The sequence below is a fragment of the Pseudomonas cucumis genome, from assembly GCF_030687935.1.
In the GTDB taxonomy this organism is placed as follows: domain Bacteria; phylum Pseudomonadota; class Gammaproteobacteria; order Pseudomonadales; family Pseudomonadaceae; genus Aquipseudomonas; species Aquipseudomonas cucumis.
On sequence record NZ_CP117454.1, the window covers coordinates 6,026,262 to 6,045,741 of the forward strand.

A 19,480-nucleotide genomic window follows, 5' to 3' on the forward strand; every position below is an offset into this window, starting at 1 on the left:
AAAAGCGTGGCGAATCATTATTTGATCAAGCGCCAGGTGAACGGATATCGGTAAGGGAACCCTTCATTGGCCTTCACGCCGGCAATGATGGTCAATACCAGCGCACCGATTGCGACCAGACCAAACAGGAAGAACCCGATGATCACCACCATCAGCAGGAAGCAGATGGCGGAAGCAATGGCGACGGTGATCTGAAAGTTCAACGCCTCCTTGCCTTGCGCGTCGATGAACGGGTCTGACTCGCGCTTCATCTGCCAGAGAATCAGCGGCCCGATCAGCGTGCCGAACGGCAGCCAGATCCCCAGCAAGGCGGACAGGTGACAAAACATCGCCCACTGACGAACTTCACGGCTCGGTGTGGGTAGCGGCAGTTGCTCGTCACTCATGGAGTCCTCCTTGCGTGGAGCGGGTCCGATCAGTCGGCCAGTGCAGCCTTCTGCAGTTCGAAAATCTCGTTCATGCCTTTCTTCGCCAGTGCCAGCATCGCGTTCAGCTCTTCCGGCTGGAACGGCGCGCCTTCGGCAGTGCCCTGAACTTCGATGAAGCCGCCAGTGCTGGTCATCACCACGTTGAGGTCAGTCTCGGCAGCCGAGTCTTCCAGGTAGTCGAGGTCAAGCACAGGCTCGCCTTGGTACATACCCACCGAAACGGCAGCGATCATTTGCTTGAGCGGGTCGCCGCCTTTCAGGCCGCCGCGCTTCTTGATCACTTTCAAGGCGTCGATCAGTGCAACCATCGCACCGGTGATGGACGCGGTGCGGGTGCCGCCGTCAGCCTGGATCACGTCGCAGTCGACGTACAGGGTGACATCGCCCAGCTTGGACATATCCAGCGCAGCGCGCAGGGAACGGCCGATCAAACGCTGGATTTCCAGAGTACGGCCGCCTTGCTTTCCGCGGCTCGCTTCACGCTGGTTACGTTCGCCAGTGGCGCGCGGCAGCATGCCGTATTCTGCGGTCAACCAACCCTGGCCCTGACCTTTCAGGAAGCGCGGCACGCCATTCTCGACGCTGACAGTGCAGATGACTTTGGTATCACCGAACTCAATCAGCACAGAACCCTCGGCGTGTTTGGTGTAGTTGCGGGTAATGCGGATCGAGCGGAGCTGATCGGCAGCGCGACCACTTGGACGTTTCATAGGGATTACCTGTACGGAGGACGGAAAACTGCCGAGCATTATAGAGCCGCGAGCCGCCGGTGGGCACTTCTAAAAAAATCGACCGACGATTGAAGCCCCTGAATAGAGCTTAGCCGACGGCCTGCAGCTCTTTGTCACAGCGTGTGTTTGGGCGCATCCGCCCCACTGCGCTACAATCCTGCGCCTTTGCTGCCTGTCGGCTTTAATTCACAGATAGCGGGTCCGCGAAACCATGGGTTATGCGCTGACCTGCATTGCGAGGTACCTCCATGGTGCACAGCATGACCGCCTTCGCCCGCGTAGAGAAAGCCGGCGTCCAGGGCACCCTGAGCTGGGAATTGCGCTCGGTCAACAGCCGCTACCTGGAACCCCACCTGCGTCTGCCGGAATCTTTCCGCGACCTCGAAGGCGCGGTCCGCGAAGCCCTGCGCCAGGAACTGTCCCGGGGCAAGCTCGAATGCACCCTGCGTTTTACCGAAGAAAGCACCGGCAAACCGCTGCAAGTGGACCGTGAGCGCGCCGCTCAACTGGTGGCTGCCGCCGAGACGGTCGCCGGTCTGATCAAGAACCCGGCCGCACTGAACCCGCTGGAAGTCCTGGCCTGGCCCGGCGTGCTTGTCGCCGATGCCGCCGACCCGCAAGCGCTGAACGCCGAAGCCCTGGCGCTGTTCAATCAGGGCCTGAAAGAACTCAAGGCCGGACGCGAGCGCGAAGGCGCAGAGCTGGCGCGGTTGATCAACGAGCGCCTGACTTCTATTGAAGGGGATGTGGTGGTCCTGCGTGAGCTGGTCCCGCAGATGCTCGCGACCCAACGCCAGAAAGTCCTCGACCGCTTCACCGACATGAAGGCCGACCTCGACCCGCAGCGACTGGAGCAGGAAATGGTCATGCTCGCGCAAAAGAGCGACGTCGCCGAAGAACTGGATCGTCTGAGCACCCACATCATCGAAGTTCGCCGGGTGCTCAAGTCCGGCGGCGCTGCCGGTCGGCGCCTGGATTTCCTGATGCAGGAACTCAACCGCGAAGCCAACACATTGGGCTCCAAAGCCTTCGACCCGCGCAGCACCCAAGCGGCGGTCAACCTCAAAGTGTTGATCGAGCAGATGCGCGAACAAGTGCAGAATATTGAGTAAGGCAAACCCGACATGACCCACAGCACCGGCACCCTGTACATCATTTCCGCGCCTTCGGGCGCGGGCAAGAGCAGCCTGGTCAAAGCCCTGACCGACACTGACCCGGCGATCCGCGTCTCGGTCTCCCACACCACCCGCGCCATGCGCCCGGGTGAAGTGAATGGCGTGAACTATCACTTCGTCGAACGCAGCGAGTTCGTGAAGATGATCGAGCACGGAGATTTCCTCGAGCGCGCCGAAGTGTTCGGCAATCTTTATGGCACCTCGCAAAGCCACCTGCAGCAGACCCTGGATGAAGGCCATGACCTGATTCTGGAAATTGACTGGCAGGGTGCAGAGCAAGTACGCAAGTTGATGCCACAAGCCCGCTCGATCTTCATTCTGCCGCCGTCCCTGGAGGCCTTGCACCAGCGCCTGACCAATCGAGGCCAGGACAGCGACGAGATTATCGACGGCCGGATGCGCGAAGCCGTCAGCGAAATGAGCCACTACGTCGACTACGACTACCTGATCATCAACGACGATTTTTCCCACGCACTGGACGATCTGAAGGCGATTTTCCGCGCCAATCAGCTGCATCAGAAGCGTCAGCAGCAGCGTCATGGCAAATTATTGGCTGAATTGCTCGGCTAAACAGCGCTTCCCAAAACCGCTGCGAGGCCTTTACATTGGCACTTATAGCGGGCTGAAGAGCCTGATCAAAAAATCAGCGCTTCCCTAATCGCTGGTGATTTTTTAAACTGTTGAGTCCGCTCGCCCAACCGGGCAGCGCGCATATTGCATTCGCTCCGAGGAATACCATGGCCCGCGTAACCGTTGAAGACTGCCTAGAACACGTGGAAAACCGCTTTGAGCTGGTCATGCTCTCTACCAAGCGTGCCCGTCAACTGGCCACCGGCGGCAAAGAGCCCCTGGTTCAGTGGGAAAACGACAAGCCTACAGTTGTAGCGCTGCGTGAAATCGCTGAAGGCCTGATGAGCTACGAGTTCATCGCCAACGCTGAAATCGTCGAAGACGAACCGCTGTTCGCAGCGTTCGAGGACGAGTCCAACGAGGCAGTATAAGTCCATGCCTGGTCGACGTAGCACGGCGCGGGGTCACAACGAACGGCAGGAATTATCATGCCGAGCATAGACGCCCTCGCCGATCGCTTATCGACCTACCTCGGCAAGGACCAGGTCAATCTGGTCCGCCGAGCGTACTTCTACGCCGAACAAGCCCACGACGGCCAACGCCGCCGCAGCGGTGAGGCGTACGTCACGCACCCACTCGCGGTTGCGAATATTCTTGCCGACATGCACATGGACCATCAGAGCCTGATGGCCGCGATGCTGCATGACGTGATCGAAGACACCGGTATTGCCAAGGAAGCGCTGCAAGCGCAGTTCGGCGAAACCGTGGCCGAACTGGTCGACGGGGTCAGCAAACTGACCCAGATGAACTTCGAGACCAAAGCCGAAGCTCAAGCCGAAAACTTCCAGAAAATGGCCATGGCCATGGCGCGCGACATTCGCGTGATCCTGGTCAAGCTGGCCGACCGCCTGCACAACATGCGAACCCTGGAAGTCCTGTCCGGCGAAAAACGCCGGCGGATCGCCAAGGAAACCCTGGAAATCTATGCGCCCATTGCCAACCGGCTGGGCATGCACGCCATACGCATAGAGTTCGAAGACCTCGGCTTCAAGGCCATGCACCCGATGCGTTCCGCGCGGATCAACCAGGCGGTCAAACGCGCCCGGGGCAACCGCAAGGAAATCGTCAACAAGATCGAAGAGTCCCTCAGCCACTGCCTGGCCATCGACGGCATTCAGGGCGAGGTCAGCGGTCGTCAGAAACACCTCTACGGCATCTACAAGAAAATGCGCGGCAAGCGTCGGGCCTTCAACGAGATCATGGACGTGTATGCGTTCCGGATCATCGTCGACAAGGTCGATACCTGCTACCGCGTGCTGGGTGCTGTGCATAATTTGTACAAACCGTTGCCGGGGCGCTTCAAGGATTACATCGCGATCCCCAAGGCCAACGGCTACCAGTCGCTGCACACCACGCTGTTCGGCATGCACGGTGTACCGATCGAGATTCAGATCCGCACCCGTGAAATGGAAGAGATGGCCAACAACGGCATCGCCGCCCATTGGCTGTACAAATCCAGCGGCGACGAGCAGCCCAAAGGCACTCACGCCCGCGCCCGCCAGTGGGTCAAAGGCGTGCTGGAAATGCAGCAACGGGCCGGCAATTCGCTGGAATTCATCGAAAGCGTGAAGATCGACCTGTTCCCGGACGAGGTCTACGTGTTCACGCCCAAAGGCCGGATCATGGAGCTGCCCAAAGGCTCCACGGCGGTCGACTTCGCATACGCGGTGCACACCGACGTGGGCAACAGCTGCATCGCCTGCCGGATCAATCGTCGTCTCGCGCCGCTATCCGAACCACTGCAAAGCGGCTCCACGGTCGAGATCGTCAGCGCCCCCGGCGCACGGCCGAACCCGGCTTGGCTCAACTTCGTGGTCACCGGCAAGGCGCGGACCCACATCCGCCATGCACTGAAACTGCAACGCCGCTCCGAATCCATCAGTCTCGGCGAACGCCTGCTGAACAAGGTGCTCAACGGCTTCGACAGCTCCCTGGAAAAAATTCCGGCCGAGCGTGTGCAGTTGATGCTCCACGAATACCGCCTCGAACTGATCGAAGACCTGCTCGAAGACATCGGCCTGGGCAATCGCATGGCTTACGTGGTCGCCCGTCGCCTGCTTGGCGAAGGCGAACAGCTGCCGAGCCCGGAAGGTCCGCTGGCGATTCGTGGCACCGAAGGCCTGGTGCTCAGTTACGCCAAGTGCTGCACGCCGATCCCGGGCGACCCGATTGTCGGTCACCTCTCCGCGGGCAAAGGCATGGTGGTGCACCTGGACAACTGCCGCAACATCAGCGAAATCCGCCACAACCCGGAAAAATGCATCCAGCTCTCGTGGGCCAAGGATGTCACCGGCGAATTCAACGTCGAGCTGCGCGTCGAACTGGAACACCAGCGCGGCCTGATCGCCCTGCTGGCCAGCAGCGTCAACGCGGCCGATGGCAATATCGAAAAAATCAGCATGGACGAACGCGACGGTCGTATCAGCGTGGTCCAACTGGTGGTCAGTGTGCACGACCGCGTGCATCTGGCCCGCGTGATCAAGAAACTGCGCGCCCTGACCGGGGTCATTCGCATCACCCGCATGCGCGCGTAGCCCACCCTTCACAAGGAGTCATACATGACCAAGACCGTTATCAACAGCGACAAGGCCCCGGCCGCCATCGGTACTTATTCCCAGGCGATCAAGGCTGGCAACACCGTTTACATGTCGGGTCAGATTCCTCTGGACCCAAAAACCATGGAACTGGTCGAAGGCTTCGAAGCCCAGACCGTCCAGGTGTTCGAGAACCTCAAAGCCGTGGCTGAAGCGGCCGGTGGTTCATTCAAGGACATCGTCAAACTGAACATCTTCCTCACCGACCTGAGCCACTTCGCCAAGGTCAACGAGATCATGGGCAAGTACTTCGACCAACCTTACCCAGCCCGCGCCGCCATCGGCGTAGCCGCCCTGCCAAAGGGTTCGCAGGTTGAGATGGATGCCATTCTGGTCATCGAGTAATGTGTCCGGCGCAGCCTTCCAACGGCTGCGCCGATCTTGCTTTGAAAGGATTCCACCATGCGCCAAGCGCTAGCTCTCTCGCTGGTCGCCCTTCTCTTGGGCGGTTGTGCCAGCGACCCTGCCGACCGTGATATCAGCGGCACCTGGATCAATCAGTCGGCAATCGATGCTGCATCCAAAGGCGGCCCCCTGCGGGAAGCGCTCCAGGCCTATGGCCCGAACCTGGAATGGGACGTCAACACCAGAGCCGGTCAGGCCCGCTACACCAATGGTTTTGAGAATGTCGAAGGCAAGCTGCTGGGCGAAGAGTCCGGCGCCTGGAAAGTCGACTTTTATGGCAGCTCCGCCAGTGAGTTGAAGCGCGATGGCAAGCAACTGAGCCAGGCCGCCAACGACAACGAGCCGGAGCAAGTCTTCGATCGCGCATCGGTCCCGGTGCCGGAAGGCGCACCGATTGGCGCGAGTTTCGAGCGGGCACTGTATTCGGCTTATATGGGCGGCAGCTGGAAAATTCTCAGCGGCCCGGGCGAAGGCAACACCGTGCAGTTCCAACCCGATGGCCAGGTTGCCGGCCTGCCCGGAGCGGACCGTTATGCCCTGTGCCTGGCGGGCGATTGCGCGTCGATGAGCGGCGGCAACGACAACATCTGGCTGCAGGTGAACGGCCAGGGCAATACCTGGATCTTTGCGCGCAAGGACAAGGAACTGGAGATTTTCCAGACGGTGAATACCGCACTGGCGGACGAGATGCCTTCGTTTACGCCGGGTGATCGCAAGTGGTTGCTCGAAAAGCAGTAACCCGGCACTAACAGCCAACAGATTACCCTGTGGGAGCGGGCTTGCCCGCGATAGCGATGTATTAGGCACCATTGATGGTGACTGGTGTGACGCCATCGCGGGCAAGCCCGCTCCCACAGTGGCTTGTGTGCAACTGGAAGTCAGCCGCGGCCTTCGAGAATGGCGGCATAACCTTCGCGATAGGTCGGGTACTTAGGCGCCCAGCCCAAGGCCTTCACCCTGGCATTACTGCACTGCTTGCTGCCCGTGCGCCGGACGCTCGCGTCGTCAGCCCACTCGGTCACGCCCAGATACTCACGCAACCAGCCCACCACTTCGGCCAACGGCGCCGGCGCGTCGTCCACTCCGATATAGATGTCATCCAGCGCCACCCCGCGTCGATCGGCTTCAAGCAGAAACGCCATCAACCCCGCCGCGTCCTCGGCGTGGATGCGATTGCCGTACAGCGGCGGGTCAACGGCCACGCGATAGCCGCGCCGCACTTGGGTCAGCAGCCATTCCCGGCCCGGGCCGTAAATGCCGGTCAAGCGCACGATGCTCGCCGGGATGCCGCTCTGGAGTGCCACTTGCTCAGCTTCCAGCATCAATCGACCCGAGTAGCCTGAGGCAATAGTCGGCGAAGTCTCGTCGACCCACTCACCATTCTGCTGGCCATACACACTGCTACTGGAAACGAACAGCAGGCGATTGGGCACCTGGCCGTAGTCGTTCAGCCATTCCAGTACATGCTGCAAGCCTTCGACATAGGCAGCGCGGTAACCGGCTTCATCGTGATCGGTAGCGGCCGCGCAATACACGAGGTAATCCACCGCACCGATGGGCCACGTCTCAGGACAGTCCTTGTTGAACAAGTCGCCGGCAACGCCAATGACCCCGTCAGGCAGGCGAGAGACATCACGCCTAAGGCCATGAACTTCCCACCCGGCAGCCAGCAATTGCGTGGCCAGACGACTGCCGACATCACCGCAGCCGGCGATCAAAACAGAAGGCGCGGACATCAGAAAACTCCTATCGCAAAGCTACAGACTAGCGTCGGCAAAGGACACGCGGCTAGCAATGAAGGAAAAAAAGATACTCTATTACTTTTGTTAACAAGAATTACTTGCAATAATGCACGCCACTTTTGTTCTCGGCCTCACGAGGCCTGGAAGAACATTTACCGTTTTTTCCTTTCAGGTCCGGCCAGCATGACACCCAATCAATTCCCCGCTTCGCCAACCAAACGACCTCGCGCCTGGAGCGCAGTGGCCGCCCTGCTGCTCAGCCTGATGCTGGCGCCGACCGCCGCCTTCGCTGATGCACAAGCACCGGCCACACAGCCTGCTGCCGCTCAAACACCCACCGCACCAGCCGTAGCGCCTGCCGCCACCGATCCGGTCCAGGCCGTAGACGCCGCTGACGTACCGGAAATCCTCGAAGCTGATAATACCCTGGGCATGGCCCATGACTTGTCGCCGTGGGGCATGTACCAGAATGCCGACATCATCGTGAAGATCGTGATGATCGGCCTGGCCATCGCCTCGATCATCACCTGGACCATCTGGATCGCCAAGGGCTTCGAGCTGATGGGCGCCAAGCGTCGTCTGCGCACTGAAATCGCTCACCTGAAAAAAGCCGCCACCCTTAAAGAAGCCAGCACAACGGCAGCCAAGGAAGGCACCCTCGCCAACCTGCTGGTCCACGACGCGCTGGAAGAAATGCGCCTGTCGGCCAACAGCCGCGAGAAAGAAGGCATCAAGGAACGTGTGAGCTTCCGCCTCGAGCGTCTCGTCGCTGCATGCGGTCGCAACATGAGCAGCGGCACCGGTGTACTCGCCACCATCGGTTCCACCGCGCCGTTCGTCGGTCTGTTCGGCACCGTGTGGGGCATCATGAACAGCTTCATCGGCATCGCCAAAACCCAGACCACCAACCTCGCCGTCGTAGCGCCCGGCATCGCCGAAGCCCTGCTGGCAACCGCGCTGGGTCTGGTTGCAGCGATTCCTGCGGTGGTCATCTACAACGTCTTCGCCCGCTCCATCGCCGGTTACAAGGCGCAAGTGTCTGACGCCTCGGCAGAAGTCCTGCTGCTGGTCAGCCGTGATCTCGACCACCTGCCGACCGAGCGCAGCTCGCAACCGCACATGGTGAAAGTGGGGTAATCGGCCATGGGCCTGCATTTGAAAGAAGGCGCAGACGACGATCTGGCCGAGAACCACGAAATCAACGTCACGCCGTTCATCGATGTGATGCTGGTGCTGTTGATCATCTTCATGGTGGCGGCGCCGCTGGCCACCGTGGACATCAAGGTCGACCTGCCCGCCTCCACCGCCAAACCGGCGCCGCGGCCAGAAAAACCGGTGTTCCTCAGCGTAAAAGCCGACCAGCGCCTGTTCCTCGGCGAAGACGAAGTGAAGGCCGAAACCCTCGGCGCCACGCTCGACGCCAAGACCCAGGGCAAGAAAGACACGACGATTTTCTTCCAGGCTGACAAAGGCGTGGACTACGGCGACCTGATGAGCGTGATGGACGCCCTGCGCGCCGCCGGTTACCTGAAGGTCGGCCTGGTCGGACTCGAGACGGCAGCCAAGAAATGATCAACACGCGCCAAAAGCTGACGCGTTACAGCGGTAGCCTGGCCGTGGTGCTGGGCGTCCATGCGCTGGCCATTGCGCTGGCGCTGAACTGGACGTCGCGCCCACCGATCGAGCTGCCGCCGCAAGCGATGATGGTCGAACTGGCGCCGGTTCCGGCCCCGCCACCGCCCGCACCGCCAAAGGTGATCACGCCGCCACAGCCACCGGCCCCGGTGGAAGAATTGCCGCTGCCGAAACTCGCTGAAGCGCCGAAGGCCGAGATTGCTGTGCCGAAGCCGGTCAAACCCAAGCCGAAGCCTCAACCGCCCAAGCCTGTGGAGAAGAAGCCGGAGCCACCAAAGGAGAAACCCTCCGAGGAAAAACCGAGCGACGCGCAACCGACCCTGGCACCGACGGAGAAATCCGCTCAGCCGGCACCCGGCCCATCGCCGGCGCAGCAAGCCGCCAAGGCCAGCTGGCAAGGCACCCTGCTCGCGCACCTGGCCAAGTACAAAAAGTACCCGGCCAGCGCACAGGCGCGGGGCAAGGAAGGTTTGAACCGTCTGCGTTTCGTGGTGGATGCTGAAGGCAATGTGTTGTCGTTCGAACTGGTGAGCCGCTCCGGCAACGCCGATCTGGACCGGGCCACCCTGGAAATGATCCGCCGCGCCCAACCGTTGCCCAAGCCACCGGCCGACATGCTGAACAACGGCTCCATCGAAATCGTTGCACCATTTGTTTACTCGCTGGAACGACGCCGTTAAGAAGCAATACAAATCCCTGTGGGCGCGGCGGTGCGGCGATCCGACTTGCCCGCGATAGCGATATATCACAGTCAGCGAAGATGTTGGATGTGATGGCCTCATCGCGGGCAAGCCCGCTCCCACAGGGTCATGCTTACTTCAGAAAGATCCGCGATCTCGTGAAAAAGGCACCGAAAGGTGCCTTTTTGCATATCTGGAAACGGCAAACCCGCATTGCCCTGTGTCACTCAACACACTCAGTCTGATAACGTGCGTCTATCGATTGCAGCCGGTATGCTTGGCCCGCAACTTCATGGACGCTTGCTATGACTCTCACAGAATTACGCTACATCGTTACCCTCGCCCAAGAGCAGCATTTCGGCCATGCGGCCGAGCGTTGCCACGTCAGCCAGCCGACCCTGTCGGTGGGCGTGAAAAAGCTTGAAGACGAACTCGGTGTGCTGATTTTCGAGCGCAGCAAGAGTGCCGTGCGCCTGACTCCGGTCGGTGAAGGCATCGTTGCCCAGGCACAGAAAGTCCTGGAACAGGCCCAAGGCATTCGCGAACTGGCCCAGGCCGGCAAGAATCAGCTGACCGCGCCGCTCAAAGTCGGTGCGATCTACACCGTCGGTCCGTACCTGTTTCCGCACCTGATTCCACAACTGCACCGGGTCGCCCCGCAGATGCCGTTGTACATCGAAGAAAACTTCACCCACGTGCTGCGCGACAAACTGCGCAACGGCGAGCTCGACGCGATCATCATCGCCCTGCCGTTCAACGAAGCCGACGTCCTGACCCTGCAGCTCTACGACGAGCCGTTCTACGTCCTGATGCCGGCCCAGCACCCGTGGACGCAAAAAGAATCCATCGACGCCGCCCTCCTCAACGACAAGAGCTTGCTGCTGCTCGGCGAAGGCCACTGCTTCCGCGATCAAGTGCTGGAAGCCTGCCCGACCCTGGCCAAAGGCAACGACGGCGCCAAACACACCACGGTGGAATCCAGCTCTTTGGAAACCATTCGCCACATGGTCGCGTCCGGCCTGGGTATTTCGATCCTGCCGCTGTCGGCGGTGGACAGCCATCACTACGCTCCCGGCGTGATCGAAGTGCGCCCATTGAGCGCGCCCGTGCCATTCCGCACCGTGGCCATTGCCTGGCGCGCGAGCTTCCCGCGGCCGAAGGCGATTGAAATCCTCGCCGACTCCATTCGCCTGTGCTCGGTGGCCAAGCCGCCAGCGCCGGTGGTGGCCGGTTAAGTCGCTGCCATGACCGAGTTGTCGCAAGTGTCGGTGACGGCACTCAAGGGTGTCGGCGAAGCCATGGCCGAGAAACTGGCCAAGGTCGGCCTGGAAAATCTCCAGGACGTGCTGTTCCACTTGCCGCTGCGTTATCAGGACCGCACCCGTGTGGTCCCGATCGGCCATTTGCGACCCGGGCAAGACGCCGTGATCGAAGGCACCGTCAGCGGCGCCGACGTGGTCATGGGCCGACGCCGCAGCCTGGTTGTCCGTTTGCAGGACGGCACCGGCGGGCTCAGCCTGCGCTTCTACCATTTCAGCAACGCCCAGAAAGAAGGCCTGAAACGCGGCACGCGCATTCGCTGCTATGGCGAAGCGCGGCCCGGTGCGTCGGGGCTGGAGATCTACCACCCGGAATACCGCGCCATCACCGGCGACGAACCACCGCCGGTGGATGAAACCCTGACCCCGGTCTACCCGCTCACCGAAGGCCTGACCCAGCAGCGTTTGCGCCAACTGTGCATGCAAACCCTGACCCTGCTCGGCCCCAGCAGCCTGCCCGACTGGCTGCCGAAGGAGCTGGCCCGGGACTATCAACTGGCGCCGCTGGCCGACGCGATCCGCTACCTGCATCACCCGCCCGCCGATGCCGACGTCGACGAACTCGCCCTCGGTCATCACTGGGCCCAACACCGTTTGGCCTTCGAAGAGCTGTTGACCCACCAGCTGTCCCAGCAGCGCCTGCGCGAGAGCATGCGTGCCCTGCGCGCGCCGGCCATGCCGAAAGCCACCAAGCTGCCCGCTCAGTATTTGGCCAACCTCGGCTTCACGCCGACCGGCGCCCAGCAACGGGTCGGCAACGAAATCGCTTACGACCTTAGCCAACACGAACCGATGTTGCGGCTGATTCAGGGCGACGTGGGTGCCGGCAAAACCGTCGTAGCCGCCCTCGCCGCGCTGCAAGCGCTAGAGGCTGGTTATCAGGTCGCATTGATGGCGCCCACTGAAATCCTCGCCGAGCAGCACTTCATCACCTTCAAGCGCTGGCTCGAACCGCTAGGCATTGAAGTGGCTTGGCTGGCCGGCAAGCTCAAGGGTAAAAATCGCGTAGCCGCGCTGGAGCAAATCGCCAACGGCACGCCAATGGTGGTCGGCACCCATGCGCTGTTTCAGGAAGAGGTGCAATTCAAGAACCTGGCGCTGGCGATCATCGACGAGCAACACCGCTTCGGCGTGCAGCAGCGTCTGGCATTGCGGCAGAAAGGCGTCGGCGGGCGGATGTGTCCGCACCAACTGATCATGACCGCCACGCCGATTCCACGGACGCTGGCCATGAGCGCCTACGCCGATCTCGATACCTCGATCCTCGACGAACTGCCCCCCGGCCGTACGCCCGTAAACACGGTGCTGGTCACCGACACCCGGCGCGTCGAAGTGATCGAACGGGTACGCGGCGCTTGTGCCGAGGGCCGTCAGGCCTATTGGGTGTGCACGCTGATCGAAGAATCTGAAGAGCTGACCTGCCAAGCCGCCGAAACCACTTATGAAGACCTCACCGCCGCCCTCGGCGAGTTGAAGGTCGGGCTGATCCACGGTCGCATGAAGCCCGCCGAGAAAGCCGCAGTGATGGCCGAATTCAAGGTTGGCAACCTGCAACTGCTGGTCGCCACTACCGTGATCGAAGTCGGCGTGGACGTGCCCAACGCCAGCCTGATGATCATCGAAAACCCTGAACGTCTCGGCCTCGCGCAGCTGCACCAATTGCGTGGCCGTGTCGGTCGGGGTAGCGCCGTCAGCCATTGCGTGCTGCTTTACCATCCGCCGCTGTCGCAGATCGGCCGTCAGCGGCTGGGCATCATGCGCGAAACCAACGATGGTTTTGTCATCGCCGAAAAAGACCTCGAACTGCGCGGCCCCGGCGAAATGCTCGGCACGCGCCAGACCGGCCTGCTGCAATTCAAGGTCGCGGACCTGATGCGCGATGCCGACTTGCTGCCCGCCGTGCGCGACGCCGCCCAGGCCTTGCTCGAACGCTGGCCGGATCACGTCAGCCCGCTGCTCGACCGCTGGCTACGCCATGGGCAGCAATACGGCCAAGTGTGAGCACTGTCGCAGTTTCTGGGCCCTGGCTTTAAACAAGCTGGTTATACTCCTGCAATTGTTTGCAAACGGATACAGACCATGACAGAAGCTGCCCTCGCCCCCGAAACCCCGCACGCTCCGTCTGTTATTCGGCTGCTGCTCGGCAAGCTGGGCATCGCCTACGAAGAAGTCCTCGACCATCACGGCCTGAACGCCGCGCGTAAAGTGCAGGCGGTTTTGCTGGACGATGCCGTCGGCGCGCTCATGGTGCTGTTCCCCCAGAGCCAATTGCTGGACCTCAATCGCCTCGCCGAACTCACTGGCCGCCGGTTGACTGCTGTATCTACCGATCGCCTGGTAAAAATGCTCGGCAAACACAACCTGAGCCTGCTGCCCGGCCTGCCGGCACTCACCAGCTCGCCGTGCCTGTATGAAGAAAGCCTGCTGCGCGAACCAATGTTGCTGATCAACTCGGGCGAGCCGGGCGTGCTGCTGGAAATCACCAGCGACGATTTCAAAACCATGCTGACCAAGGCCAGCGCCGGCAATTTCGGCGAAGCGGTGAACCGCATCCGCCCGAACCTCGACCGTCCCGACGATGACCGCGAGGAAATCACCCAAGCCGTGCAAGCGTTCACCGCGCGGCGCATCCAGCAACGTCTGGAAGCGACCATCGAGATTCCGCCGCTGGCCGAGACCGCGCAGAAAATCATCAAACTGCGGGTCGACCCCAACGCCACCATCGACGACATCACCGGCGTCGTCGAAACCGACCCGGCCCTGGCCGCACAAGTCGTCAGCTGGGCAGCGTCGCCGTACTACGCCTCACCGGGCAAGATTCGTTCAGTGGAAGACGCCATCGTCCGCGTGCTGGGTTTTGACCTGGTGATCAACCTGGCGCTGGGCCTGGCCCTGGGCAAAACCCTGAGCCTGCCCAAAGACCACCCGCAACACACCACGCCGTACTGGCAGCAATCGATCTACACCGCCGCCGTCATCGAAGGCCTGACCCGCGCCATGCCCCGCGCCCAGCGCCCGGAAGCCGGCCTGACCTACCTCGCCGGCCTGCTGCACAACTTCGGCTACCTGCTACTGGCCCACGTGTTCCCGCCGCACTTCTCGCTGATCTGCCGCCACCTGGAGGTCAACCCGCACCTGTGCCACAGCTACGTGGAACAACACCTGCTGGGCATCAGCCGCGAACAGATCGGCTCATGGCTGATGCGCTACTGGGACATGCCCGAAGAACTGGCCACCGCCCTGCGCTTCCAGCATGACCCGAGCTACGACGGTGACTACGCCGAATACCCGAACCTCGTGTGTCTGGCTGTGCGTCTGCTGCGTAGTCGCGGGATTGGGTCCGGGCCGGATGAAGACATTCCCGATGCCTTGCTGGAGCGCGTAGGCCTGACCCGCGACAAAGCCAACGATGTCGTCAGCAAAGTGCTTGAGGCTGAAGTGCTGCTGCGCGAACTCGCCTCACAATTTAGCCAGGCCTAAAAGCATCGCGGGCAAGCCACGCTCCCACAGGATTCAGGCGATCCCTGTGGGAGCGGGCTTGCCCGCGATGAATCCAACCCGGTCTAACTGACCGACTCAAGCCAGGTAGCGCACCACATATCCCGGAAGAGGCGGAGGAGCAAAGGAAGCGTAGCCGCTAACAACCACCCGGTTATCCGCCATAACTGTGCACCCCCGGAACAGATCGATACCGCTTTCATTGTTGAAGACTGCCCATCCTTTACCCGCAAACGTCACATCCAGAGAGCCTTTAGAGTCATAACGCGCAGTCACGACCGAACTATTCTCGTCAACAAACGTGCCTCCACCTTGCCCACTGACAACCAGCTTTCCATCCGTTTGCAGAACACAACGCCGCCAGGAAACACCATGCTCCGTAAAATCGGAGAACAGTGGTCTCCCATTGTTAAAAACAAGATTGAAACTGCCGCTGGGGTTTAAAGAGACGATCAATCCTTCGTGGTTGCCATCGCGGCCTGCGGACCCCACTGCTACAACCCCACCGTCAGGCTTCAAGGCCATTGAGCCAAGGTCAAGCCATCGACTGCTGTCAGTGATGGTCACAACGCCGTTCTTATTGTCGCCATAACTCGCATCGACGTTACCGTCCTGGTCATAGCGCATTACATAAGCATCAGGCCATTCCTCTGGGCCCTCTCTGCTGAAATCACCACATACCAGAACTTTGCCGTCCTGCTGGACGGCCACACCAGTAGCGTAATTCCAGTTATGAGTAACGCCTGGAAGCTCGACAAGCACAAAGCCTTTCCCATTGAACGTCGTGTCCAGTGAGCCATCTGCATTCAGGCGCACTGCAATTCCCCTCAGGTAGTCGATGGCGAACAAAACAGTGCTGACCAAGACAATTTTTCCATCCTGCTGACCGACGGCCACCGTCCCGACATCGACCGCACTTACCGATGATTTCTCCGCCTTCTTTTCGTCATGACGGCGAGTGACAAAACTAGCGCCAGGCATGCTGCGAGAATCGATAAGGTCATAAACATTGAGGGTGACTTTGCCGTCCTTTTCAGGACCGAAGGAAGTGTCCAGCTGCCCATTCTGAAGTTGGCGAACGACCGCGAGATCAGTTGAACCGTCCGAGTGTTCAACGGTGCCGGTAATCAGCCATCCGCCATTTTCCAAAGCTCGCAGATGGCGGCCAGAAAATGACGACCCGTCCTTGAATGGGATTTCGACGATTCCCTGATTTCCAAATCGCAAATCACGCGAACCGTCCTCATTCAGTCGTGCCACCTTGGTTGGAGAATTCTCTGAGGACGAAGCGCTGAAGAGCAGCAGTAATTTCTTATCAGGTAATGGGAGAACCGACTGAGGAAACCTGCCAACGATTTCTTCGAAAGGCAACTCAAGAACACCGCCGTTACCGAAGGTGGGATCTAAAAATTCCGCAGATTTTTTGCTTTGTGCTTGGGTCATGACCGCGCTCCATCGTGGTGTGAAAAGATATCCTTCTAGGGACACAGTCACAGTGGAGCACGGGGGCAGCGCCCGAAACACCTGTTACAAATGACAGTTCAATATTCATTGGAAGCCAGATGACTGACTTGTGGAGCCACTGATCTGATCACCCCTGTAAGACCAGCTAATGGGCGTCCCTTTTCCAAGACCCGTGACAAAGCCAAACGACGTCATCAGCAATGGTCTTGAGGCCGAACTCGCCTCGCAATTCTCCAGACCTAAAAACAATCGCGAGCAGGCTCGCCACAGGGGGATCAAATAAACCCTGTAGGAACGGGCTTGCCCCGTTCAGTTGTGCAGCAAACTCAACCCAAAAGTAAGGCAGACACACCGCTCTGGGGGCCTACACCTTCGGCTTCGCCTTCCTCGGCTTCAAATACTTGGTCAACCCCTGAAACCAGATCACCAGCGCCGGGTTGCCCTTGATCTGAATCGACTTGTCCTGAATCCCCGTCATAAACGCCAACTGCTTGTTCTTCGCCTGCATCGTGGCAAAGCCATACGCCGCGTCCTTAAAGGCAATCGCAAACGCCGGCTCGGCATACACGCCGGACTTGCTGGTAATGCGCTGATCCTTCACCACGAAATGCCGCGCCACCTTCCCGTCCAGGGTCTGTAGCTGAAACACCAATGCCTTGTCACCCAACTGCTGCTGAAACGCAGGATTAGTCCGACTGGCCTTACCCATCAACAAACCCAGCATCCACAGAAGAAAACGAAATTTCATGCGCACAGCCTCAAAAGAAAAATGAACGGCCGGCGCAGTGTAGCCGCTCCAAGCCAGAACGCCACCATCGACTTACGTTAGAAGAAGATAAACCACTTTTCCCGCATGATGACCACCAAGTCACGCTTTCCCGCCTCAACCCTGATCGTTCCCAAGCTCCCGCGTGGTAATGCATCCCGTGACGCTCCGCGTCACACCCAACACCCGCCCTACACCTGAAGAAACACATTTCTGTAGGAGCTTCCGAAGGCTGCGATCTTTTGATCTTGATGCCCTCAAACCTCTCGGACATTTCCTTCAAAACGCCGGGCTGTCCGTGAACTAGGCAGCCCTCACCTTCACAGATAACCTCTGTTCGTCACCGCAAAATCGGTGACTCGGACGTGCAAGTCCGATGGAGTACACATTCGGTTATGGCAATTCATCGAGCGTTTTCCTATGCTCGCGAATCGTTATGGCTGCTGTGTATGGGAGACCTTCGGGTCTGCCGGGTGACTCCACCGGTCTTGCACACCTATGCACAGCTGCCACCTCTTTCGAAGTGCACGCGAAACGGTGTCAGCTCCTTAAATTTTGGAGTAACACTTTATGTTCAAGCCAACACCGAATCCACCAGAAAACCCAGCCACATCCCCCTATGAATCCTTAGACTCCAGAAAACTCCACGAAGCCGCCGAACGCGCCCTCGACCACCATTTCGGCCCGCCACCCAACGAAAAACCCAAGCGCAAAGGCAAACTCTTCACCGTCTCCCCCGACATCGACACCGAAGCCCTCCTGGCCAACGCCTCCGAAGACCTGAAGTCCATCAGCGCCATCGCCGCCGACCTGGCTGACGACATCGAAGGCACCCGCCGCTCAGTCGCCCTGGCGCTCAGCAGAATGGCGGATGGGGTGCAGTTGTTGGTAGAGCGAGCGCTGGATCATATCGATTCGCCGAATCCGGCGGAGCATCGGGCGAAGGCGTAGCGAAAAATATGAAGGGGACTTAACGTCCCCTTCCTCAGCGTTATACCTGCACCGCGAAATTTACAGGCAGTGACTGGCCTTTATGTCTGAGCCTTGCGAAACCAAACGCTTCACGCCGTCGCTACCCCCCGGGCTACCTTTATCAGCTGACATCTGATAACAGGCCAACGCCCGGGACATATCCTTTGTTCCCAATTCACCACTCTCAAAAGAAGACCCCAGGTAGTTCATCGCCTCTGTGGATCCCATGGAAACCGCGCGAATAACTTCCCTTTCTGCCTGCTCGGGGTGGAGGCAAGGGCCGTTATAGTCGGTGGAATTACCGTTACAAAAATAAGTGGCATAACCCAGCGCTCCGCTCGCTGTCGTCGATGCCGCTTTGAACAAAGCCTCAACCTTGCTGGTTTCCAGCTGAGGTGCCATCTGCGAAAGACTTAAGCTTGCCGCCGACAGACTCGCCTGTGGATCACCCGACTCTGCAGCACAGACATAGTTTTCCAGTGACGCTTCAATCAACTCCCCAGTCAGACGGTATCGTTCAAGAAACCCCAACCCACCCAAGCCCTCAGCACGTTGATAACAAAGGTTCTCCGCGCGGCTCATTCCGGGTCTATCGGGTGCGACAAGCTCCCTCTCGCTGATCGACCAATCCTCAATTCCCACCAGCGACCAGCACGACTTTTTAGCAAAGTTAAAAATCTTGATGTTGCTGTTACCGGCCCGTTTATCCACAACGTTCATGTGAGTGTCGTCGACCGTTTCGATCTCAATTCCTTCAGTCTTGCCTTCCATCGCAGTCATCAACGGAAACGTCAAACTGGAGCCAGTCTCCGCAGTAATTTGCGGTTCAAATCGACCAGGGTCCGAGGTGCGCTTCAACACCAATATTTTCACCGCCAGTGCGGTAAGGCGCTTCTGGGACTCGGCATTGGCGGAAAACACTGGCAGAAACTGCGCGAAGTCTGAGGAAGGACACGAAGCACTTCCCCCGCCCCCACTGCCTGAACGACCCACAGTCTCAGGCGCGATCCCATCCAAATAAGCCGAACGCTCCCGACTCATCTTTGCAATGCAATTGTTCACAACCGCCACATGAGCCGGCATGGCTGCCTCAATCTCGAACGCCTCTACGGTGCAATTCGTATCCCGTAATTTGATCCACGCACGCTGGGATTCCTTTACCTGCGTCGAATACTCCCCCCCTAATTTCGGGTCAACTGAATATTGAGATTCAAGCCTTGCCATCAGTTGGTGATAGCTCGTATTCAACTGAGAATCTGCGGAATTCTTTGCAGCCTCGGAACACGGGACAACCTGCGAGCTAGAGCTGATTTCACTGCAGTCGTCTTGGGCGAACGCAGCTGAAACCGGCAGTAGCGCGAACGCGATTAGCACACTGGTTAACCCTAAAACAAAGCGTTTCACTGTCTTCAATCCTTGATTATGGAACATACCTATTTTT

At 59.5% G+C, this 19,480-nt stretch carries 19 protein-coding genes; 13 read left to right on the forward strand and 6 right to left on the reverse strand.

Features of this window, described 5'->3' with window-relative positions:
- Positions 1-17 precede the first annotated feature (17 nt).
- The gene (locus tag PSH97_RS27475; protein ID WP_030132446.1) at positions 18-386 is read right to left on the reverse strand and encodes a DUF4870 domain-containing protein; all 369 of its coding nucleotides are present in this window, start codon (positions 384-386) and stop codon (positions 18-20) included.
- Between the two features lie 29 nt (positions 387-415).
- Positions 416-1,138: a ribonuclease PH gene (rph, locus tag PSH97_RS27480; protein ID WP_305447427.1), complete on the reverse strand. Its 723-nt coding sequence runs from the start codon at positions 1,136-1,138 to the stop codon at positions 416-418.
- A gap of 269 nt (positions 1,139-1,407) precedes the next feature.
- Here rph and PSH97_RS27485 point away from each other — a divergent pair, with 269 nt between their 5' ends.
- From PSH97_RS27485 to PSH97_RS27510, 6 genes are all read left to right on the forward strand, one after another.
- Positions 1,408-2,271 (forward strand): YicC/YloC family endoribonuclease, encoded by an 864-nt coding sequence (locus PSH97_RS27485; RefSeq protein ID WP_305447428.1) that lies wholly within the window; start codon positions 1,408-1,410, stop codon positions 2,269-2,271.
- A 12-nt stretch (positions 2,272-2,283) separates the two neighbouring features.
- Positions 2,284-2,904: a guanylate kinase gene (gmk, locus tag PSH97_RS27490; protein ID WP_305447429.1), complete on the forward strand. Its 621-nt coding sequence runs from the start codon at positions 2,284-2,286 to the stop codon at positions 2,902-2,904.
- Between the two features lie 167 nt (positions 2,905-3,071).
- Positions 3,072-3,335: a DNA-directed RNA polymerase subunit omega gene (gene rpoZ, locus PSH97_RS27495; protein WP_003177259.1), complete on the forward strand. Its 264-nt coding sequence runs from the start codon at positions 3,072-3,074 to the stop codon at positions 3,333-3,335.
- A 57-nt stretch (positions 3,336-3,392) separates the two neighbouring features.
- Positions 3,393-5,498, forward strand: a complete 2,106-nt coding sequence (spoT, locus tag PSH97_RS27500) for a bifunctional GTP diphosphokinase/guanosine-3',5'-bis pyrophosphate 3'-pyrophosphohydrolase (protein WP_007894658.1) — start codon at positions 3,393-3,395, stop codon at positions 5,496-5,498.
- Positions 5,499-5,522: 24 nt separating this feature from the next.
- Complete coding sequence (locus tag PSH97_RS27505) at positions 5,523-5,903, forward strand: RidA family protein (protein ID WP_003177257.1); 381 nt, start codon at positions 5,523-5,525, stop codon at positions 5,901-5,903.
- 57 nt (positions 5,904-5,960) lie between these two features.
- Positions 5,961-6,701, forward strand: a complete 741-nt coding sequence (locus PSH97_RS27510; RefSeq protein ID WP_305447431.1) for a hypothetical protein — start codon at positions 5,961-5,963, stop codon at positions 6,699-6,701.
- Between the two features lie 140 nt (positions 6,702-6,841).
- Here the strand turns inward: PSH97_RS27510 and PSH97_RS27515 are convergent, their stop codons facing one another.
- Positions 6,842-7,699, reverse strand: coding sequence for an SDR family oxidoreductase (locus PSH97_RS27515; RefSeq protein ID WP_305447432.1), 858 nt, complete (start codon positions 7,697-7,699; stop codon positions 6,842-6,844).
- 189 nt (positions 7,700-7,888) lie between these two features.
- On the opposite strand from PSH97_RS27515, the gene exbB reads away from it, so the two are divergent.
- The 6 genes from exbB to PSH97_RS27545 all read left to right on the forward strand — a co-directional run bounded on the left by exbB (position 7,889) and on the right by PSH97_RS27545 (position 14,819).
- The gene (gene exbB / locus PSH97_RS27520; protein WP_305447433.1) at positions 7,889-8,842 is read left to right on the forward strand and encodes a tonB-system energizer ExbB; all 954 of its coding nucleotides are present in this window, start codon (positions 7,889-7,891) and stop codon (positions 8,840-8,842) included.
- A gap of 6 nt (positions 8,843-8,848) precedes the next feature.
- Positions 8,849-9,277 carry a TonB system transport protein ExbD gene (gene exbD, locus PSH97_RS27525; protein WP_007894651.1) on the forward strand — a complete coding sequence of 143 codons (429 nt, stop codon included), beginning with the start codon at positions 8,849-8,851 and terminating at the stop codon, positions 9,275-9,277.
- Positions 9,274-10,020 (forward strand): energy transducer TonB family protein, encoded by a 747-nt coding sequence (locus PSH97_RS27530; RefSeq protein ID WP_305447436.1) that lies wholly within the window; start codon positions 9,274-9,276, stop codon positions 10,018-10,020. Before exbD ends, PSH97_RS27530 begins: the two co-directional genes overlap by 4 nt.
- Before the next feature lie 305 nt (positions 10,021-10,325).
- Positions 10,326-11,255 carry a hydrogen peroxide-inducible genes activator gene (locus tag PSH97_RS27535; protein ID WP_008007618.1) on the forward strand — a complete coding sequence of 310 codons (930 nt, stop codon included), beginning with the start codon at positions 10,326-10,328 and terminating at the stop codon, positions 11,253-11,255.
- Between the two features lie 9 nt (positions 11,256-11,264).
- Complete coding sequence (gene recG / locus PSH97_RS27540; RefSeq protein ID WP_305447437.1) at positions 11,265-13,340, forward strand: ATP-dependent DNA helicase RecG; 2,076 nt, start codon at positions 11,265-11,267, stop codon at positions 13,338-13,340.
- Positions 13,341-13,418: 78 nt separating this feature from the next.
- Positions 13,419-14,819 carry an aminoacyl-tRNA deacylase and HDOD domain-containing protein gene (locus tag PSH97_RS27545; RefSeq protein WP_305447439.1) on the forward strand — a complete coding sequence of 467 codons (1,401 nt, stop codon included), beginning with the start codon at positions 13,419-13,421 and terminating at the stop codon, positions 14,817-14,819.
- A 96-nt stretch (positions 14,820-14,915) separates the two neighbouring features.
- Here PSH97_RS27545 and PSH97_RS27550 read toward each other — a convergent pair whose 3' ends face one another.
- Positions 14,916-16,280, reverse strand: coding sequence for an NHL repeat-containing protein (locus PSH97_RS27550; protein ID WP_305447440.1), 1,365 nt, complete (start codon positions 16,278-16,280; stop codon positions 14,916-14,918).
- Between the two features lie 385 nt (positions 16,281-16,665).
- Positions 16,666-17,049 carry a helicase gene (locus PSH97_RS27555; RefSeq protein WP_305447442.1) on the reverse strand — a complete coding sequence of 128 codons (384 nt, stop codon included), beginning with the start codon at positions 17,047-17,049 and terminating at the stop codon, positions 16,666-16,668.
- A 588-nt stretch (positions 17,050-17,637) separates the two neighbouring features.
- Here PSH97_RS27555 and PSH97_RS27560 point away from each other — a divergent pair.
- Positions 17,638-18,018: a DUF6124 family protein gene (locus tag PSH97_RS27560; RefSeq protein WP_305447443.1), complete on the forward strand. Its 381-nt coding sequence runs from the start codon at positions 17,638-17,640 to the stop codon at positions 18,016-18,018.
- Between the two features lie 60 nt (positions 18,019-18,078).
- Here PSH97_RS27560 and PSH97_RS27565 read toward each other — a convergent pair whose 3' ends face one another.
- Positions 18,079-19,443: a lysozyme inhibitor LprI family protein gene (locus PSH97_RS27565; protein ID WP_305447445.1), complete on the reverse strand. Its 1,365-nt coding sequence runs from the start codon at positions 19,441-19,443 to the stop codon at positions 18,079-18,081.
- Positions 19,444-19,480: the final 37 nt, after the last annotated feature.

Coding starts and splice junctions, on each gene's coding strand:
- PSH97_RS27475 (WP_030132446.1), bottom strand. CDS start 386: ATGAGTGACGAGCAACTGCCGCTACCCACACCGAGCCGTGAAGTTCGT.
- rph (WP_305447427.1), bottom strand. CDS start 1,138: ATGAAACGTCCAAGTGGTCGCGCTGCCGATCAGCTCCGCTCGATCCGC.
- PSH97_RS27485 (WP_305447428.1), top strand. CDS start 1,408: ATGGTGCACAGCATGACCGCCTTCGCCCGCGTAGAGAAAGCCGGCGTC.
- gmk (WP_305447429.1), top strand. CDS start 2,284: ATGACCCACAGCACCGGCACCCTGTACATCATTTCCGCGCCTTCGGGC.
- rpoZ (WP_003177259.1), top strand. CDS start 3,072: ATGGCCCGCGTAACCGTTGAAGACTGCCTAGAACACGTGGAAAACCGC.
- spoT (WP_007894658.1), top strand. CDS start 3,393: ATGCCGAGCATAGACGCCCTCGCCGATCGCTTATCGACCTACCTCGGC.
- PSH97_RS27505 (WP_003177257.1), top strand. CDS start 5,523: ATGACCAAGACCGTTATCAACAGCGACAAGGCCCCGGCCGCCATCGGT.
- PSH97_RS27510 (WP_305447431.1), top strand. CDS start 5,961: ATGCGCCAAGCGCTAGCTCTCTCGCTGGTCGCCCTTCTCTTGGGCGGT.
- PSH97_RS27515 (WP_305447432.1), bottom strand. CDS start 7,699: ATGTCCGCGCCTTCTGTTTTGATCGCCGGCTGCGGTGATGTCGGCAGT.
- exbB (WP_305447433.1), top strand. CDS start 7,889: ATGACACCCAATCAATTCCCCGCTTCGCCAACCAAACGACCTCGCGCC.
- exbD (WP_007894651.1), top strand. CDS start 8,849: ATGGGCCTGCATTTGAAAGAAGGCGCAGACGACGATCTGGCCGAGAAC.
- PSH97_RS27530 (WP_305447436.1), top strand. CDS start 9,274: ATGATCAACACGCGCCAAAAGCTGACGCGTTACAGCGGTAGCCTGGCC.
- PSH97_RS27535 (WP_008007618.1), top strand. CDS start 10,326: ATGACTCTCACAGAATTACGCTACATCGTTACCCTCGCCCAAGAGCAG.
- recG (WP_305447437.1), top strand. CDS start 11,265: ATGACCGAGTTGTCGCAAGTGTCGGTGACGGCACTCAAGGGTGTCGGC.
- PSH97_RS27545 (WP_305447439.1), top strand. CDS start 13,419: ATGACAGAAGCTGCCCTCGCCCCCGAAACCCCGCACGCTCCGTCTGTT.
- PSH97_RS27550 (WP_305447440.1), bottom strand. CDS start 16,280: ATGACCCAAGCACAAAGCAAAAAATCTGCGGAATTTTTAGATCCCACC.
- PSH97_RS27555 (WP_305447442.1), bottom strand. CDS start 17,049: ATGAAATTTCGTTTTCTTCTGTGGATGCTGGGTTTGTTGATGGGTAAG.
- PSH97_RS27560 (WP_305447443.1), top strand. CDS start 17,638: ATGTTCAAGCCAACACCGAATCCACCAGAAAACCCAGCCACATCCCCC.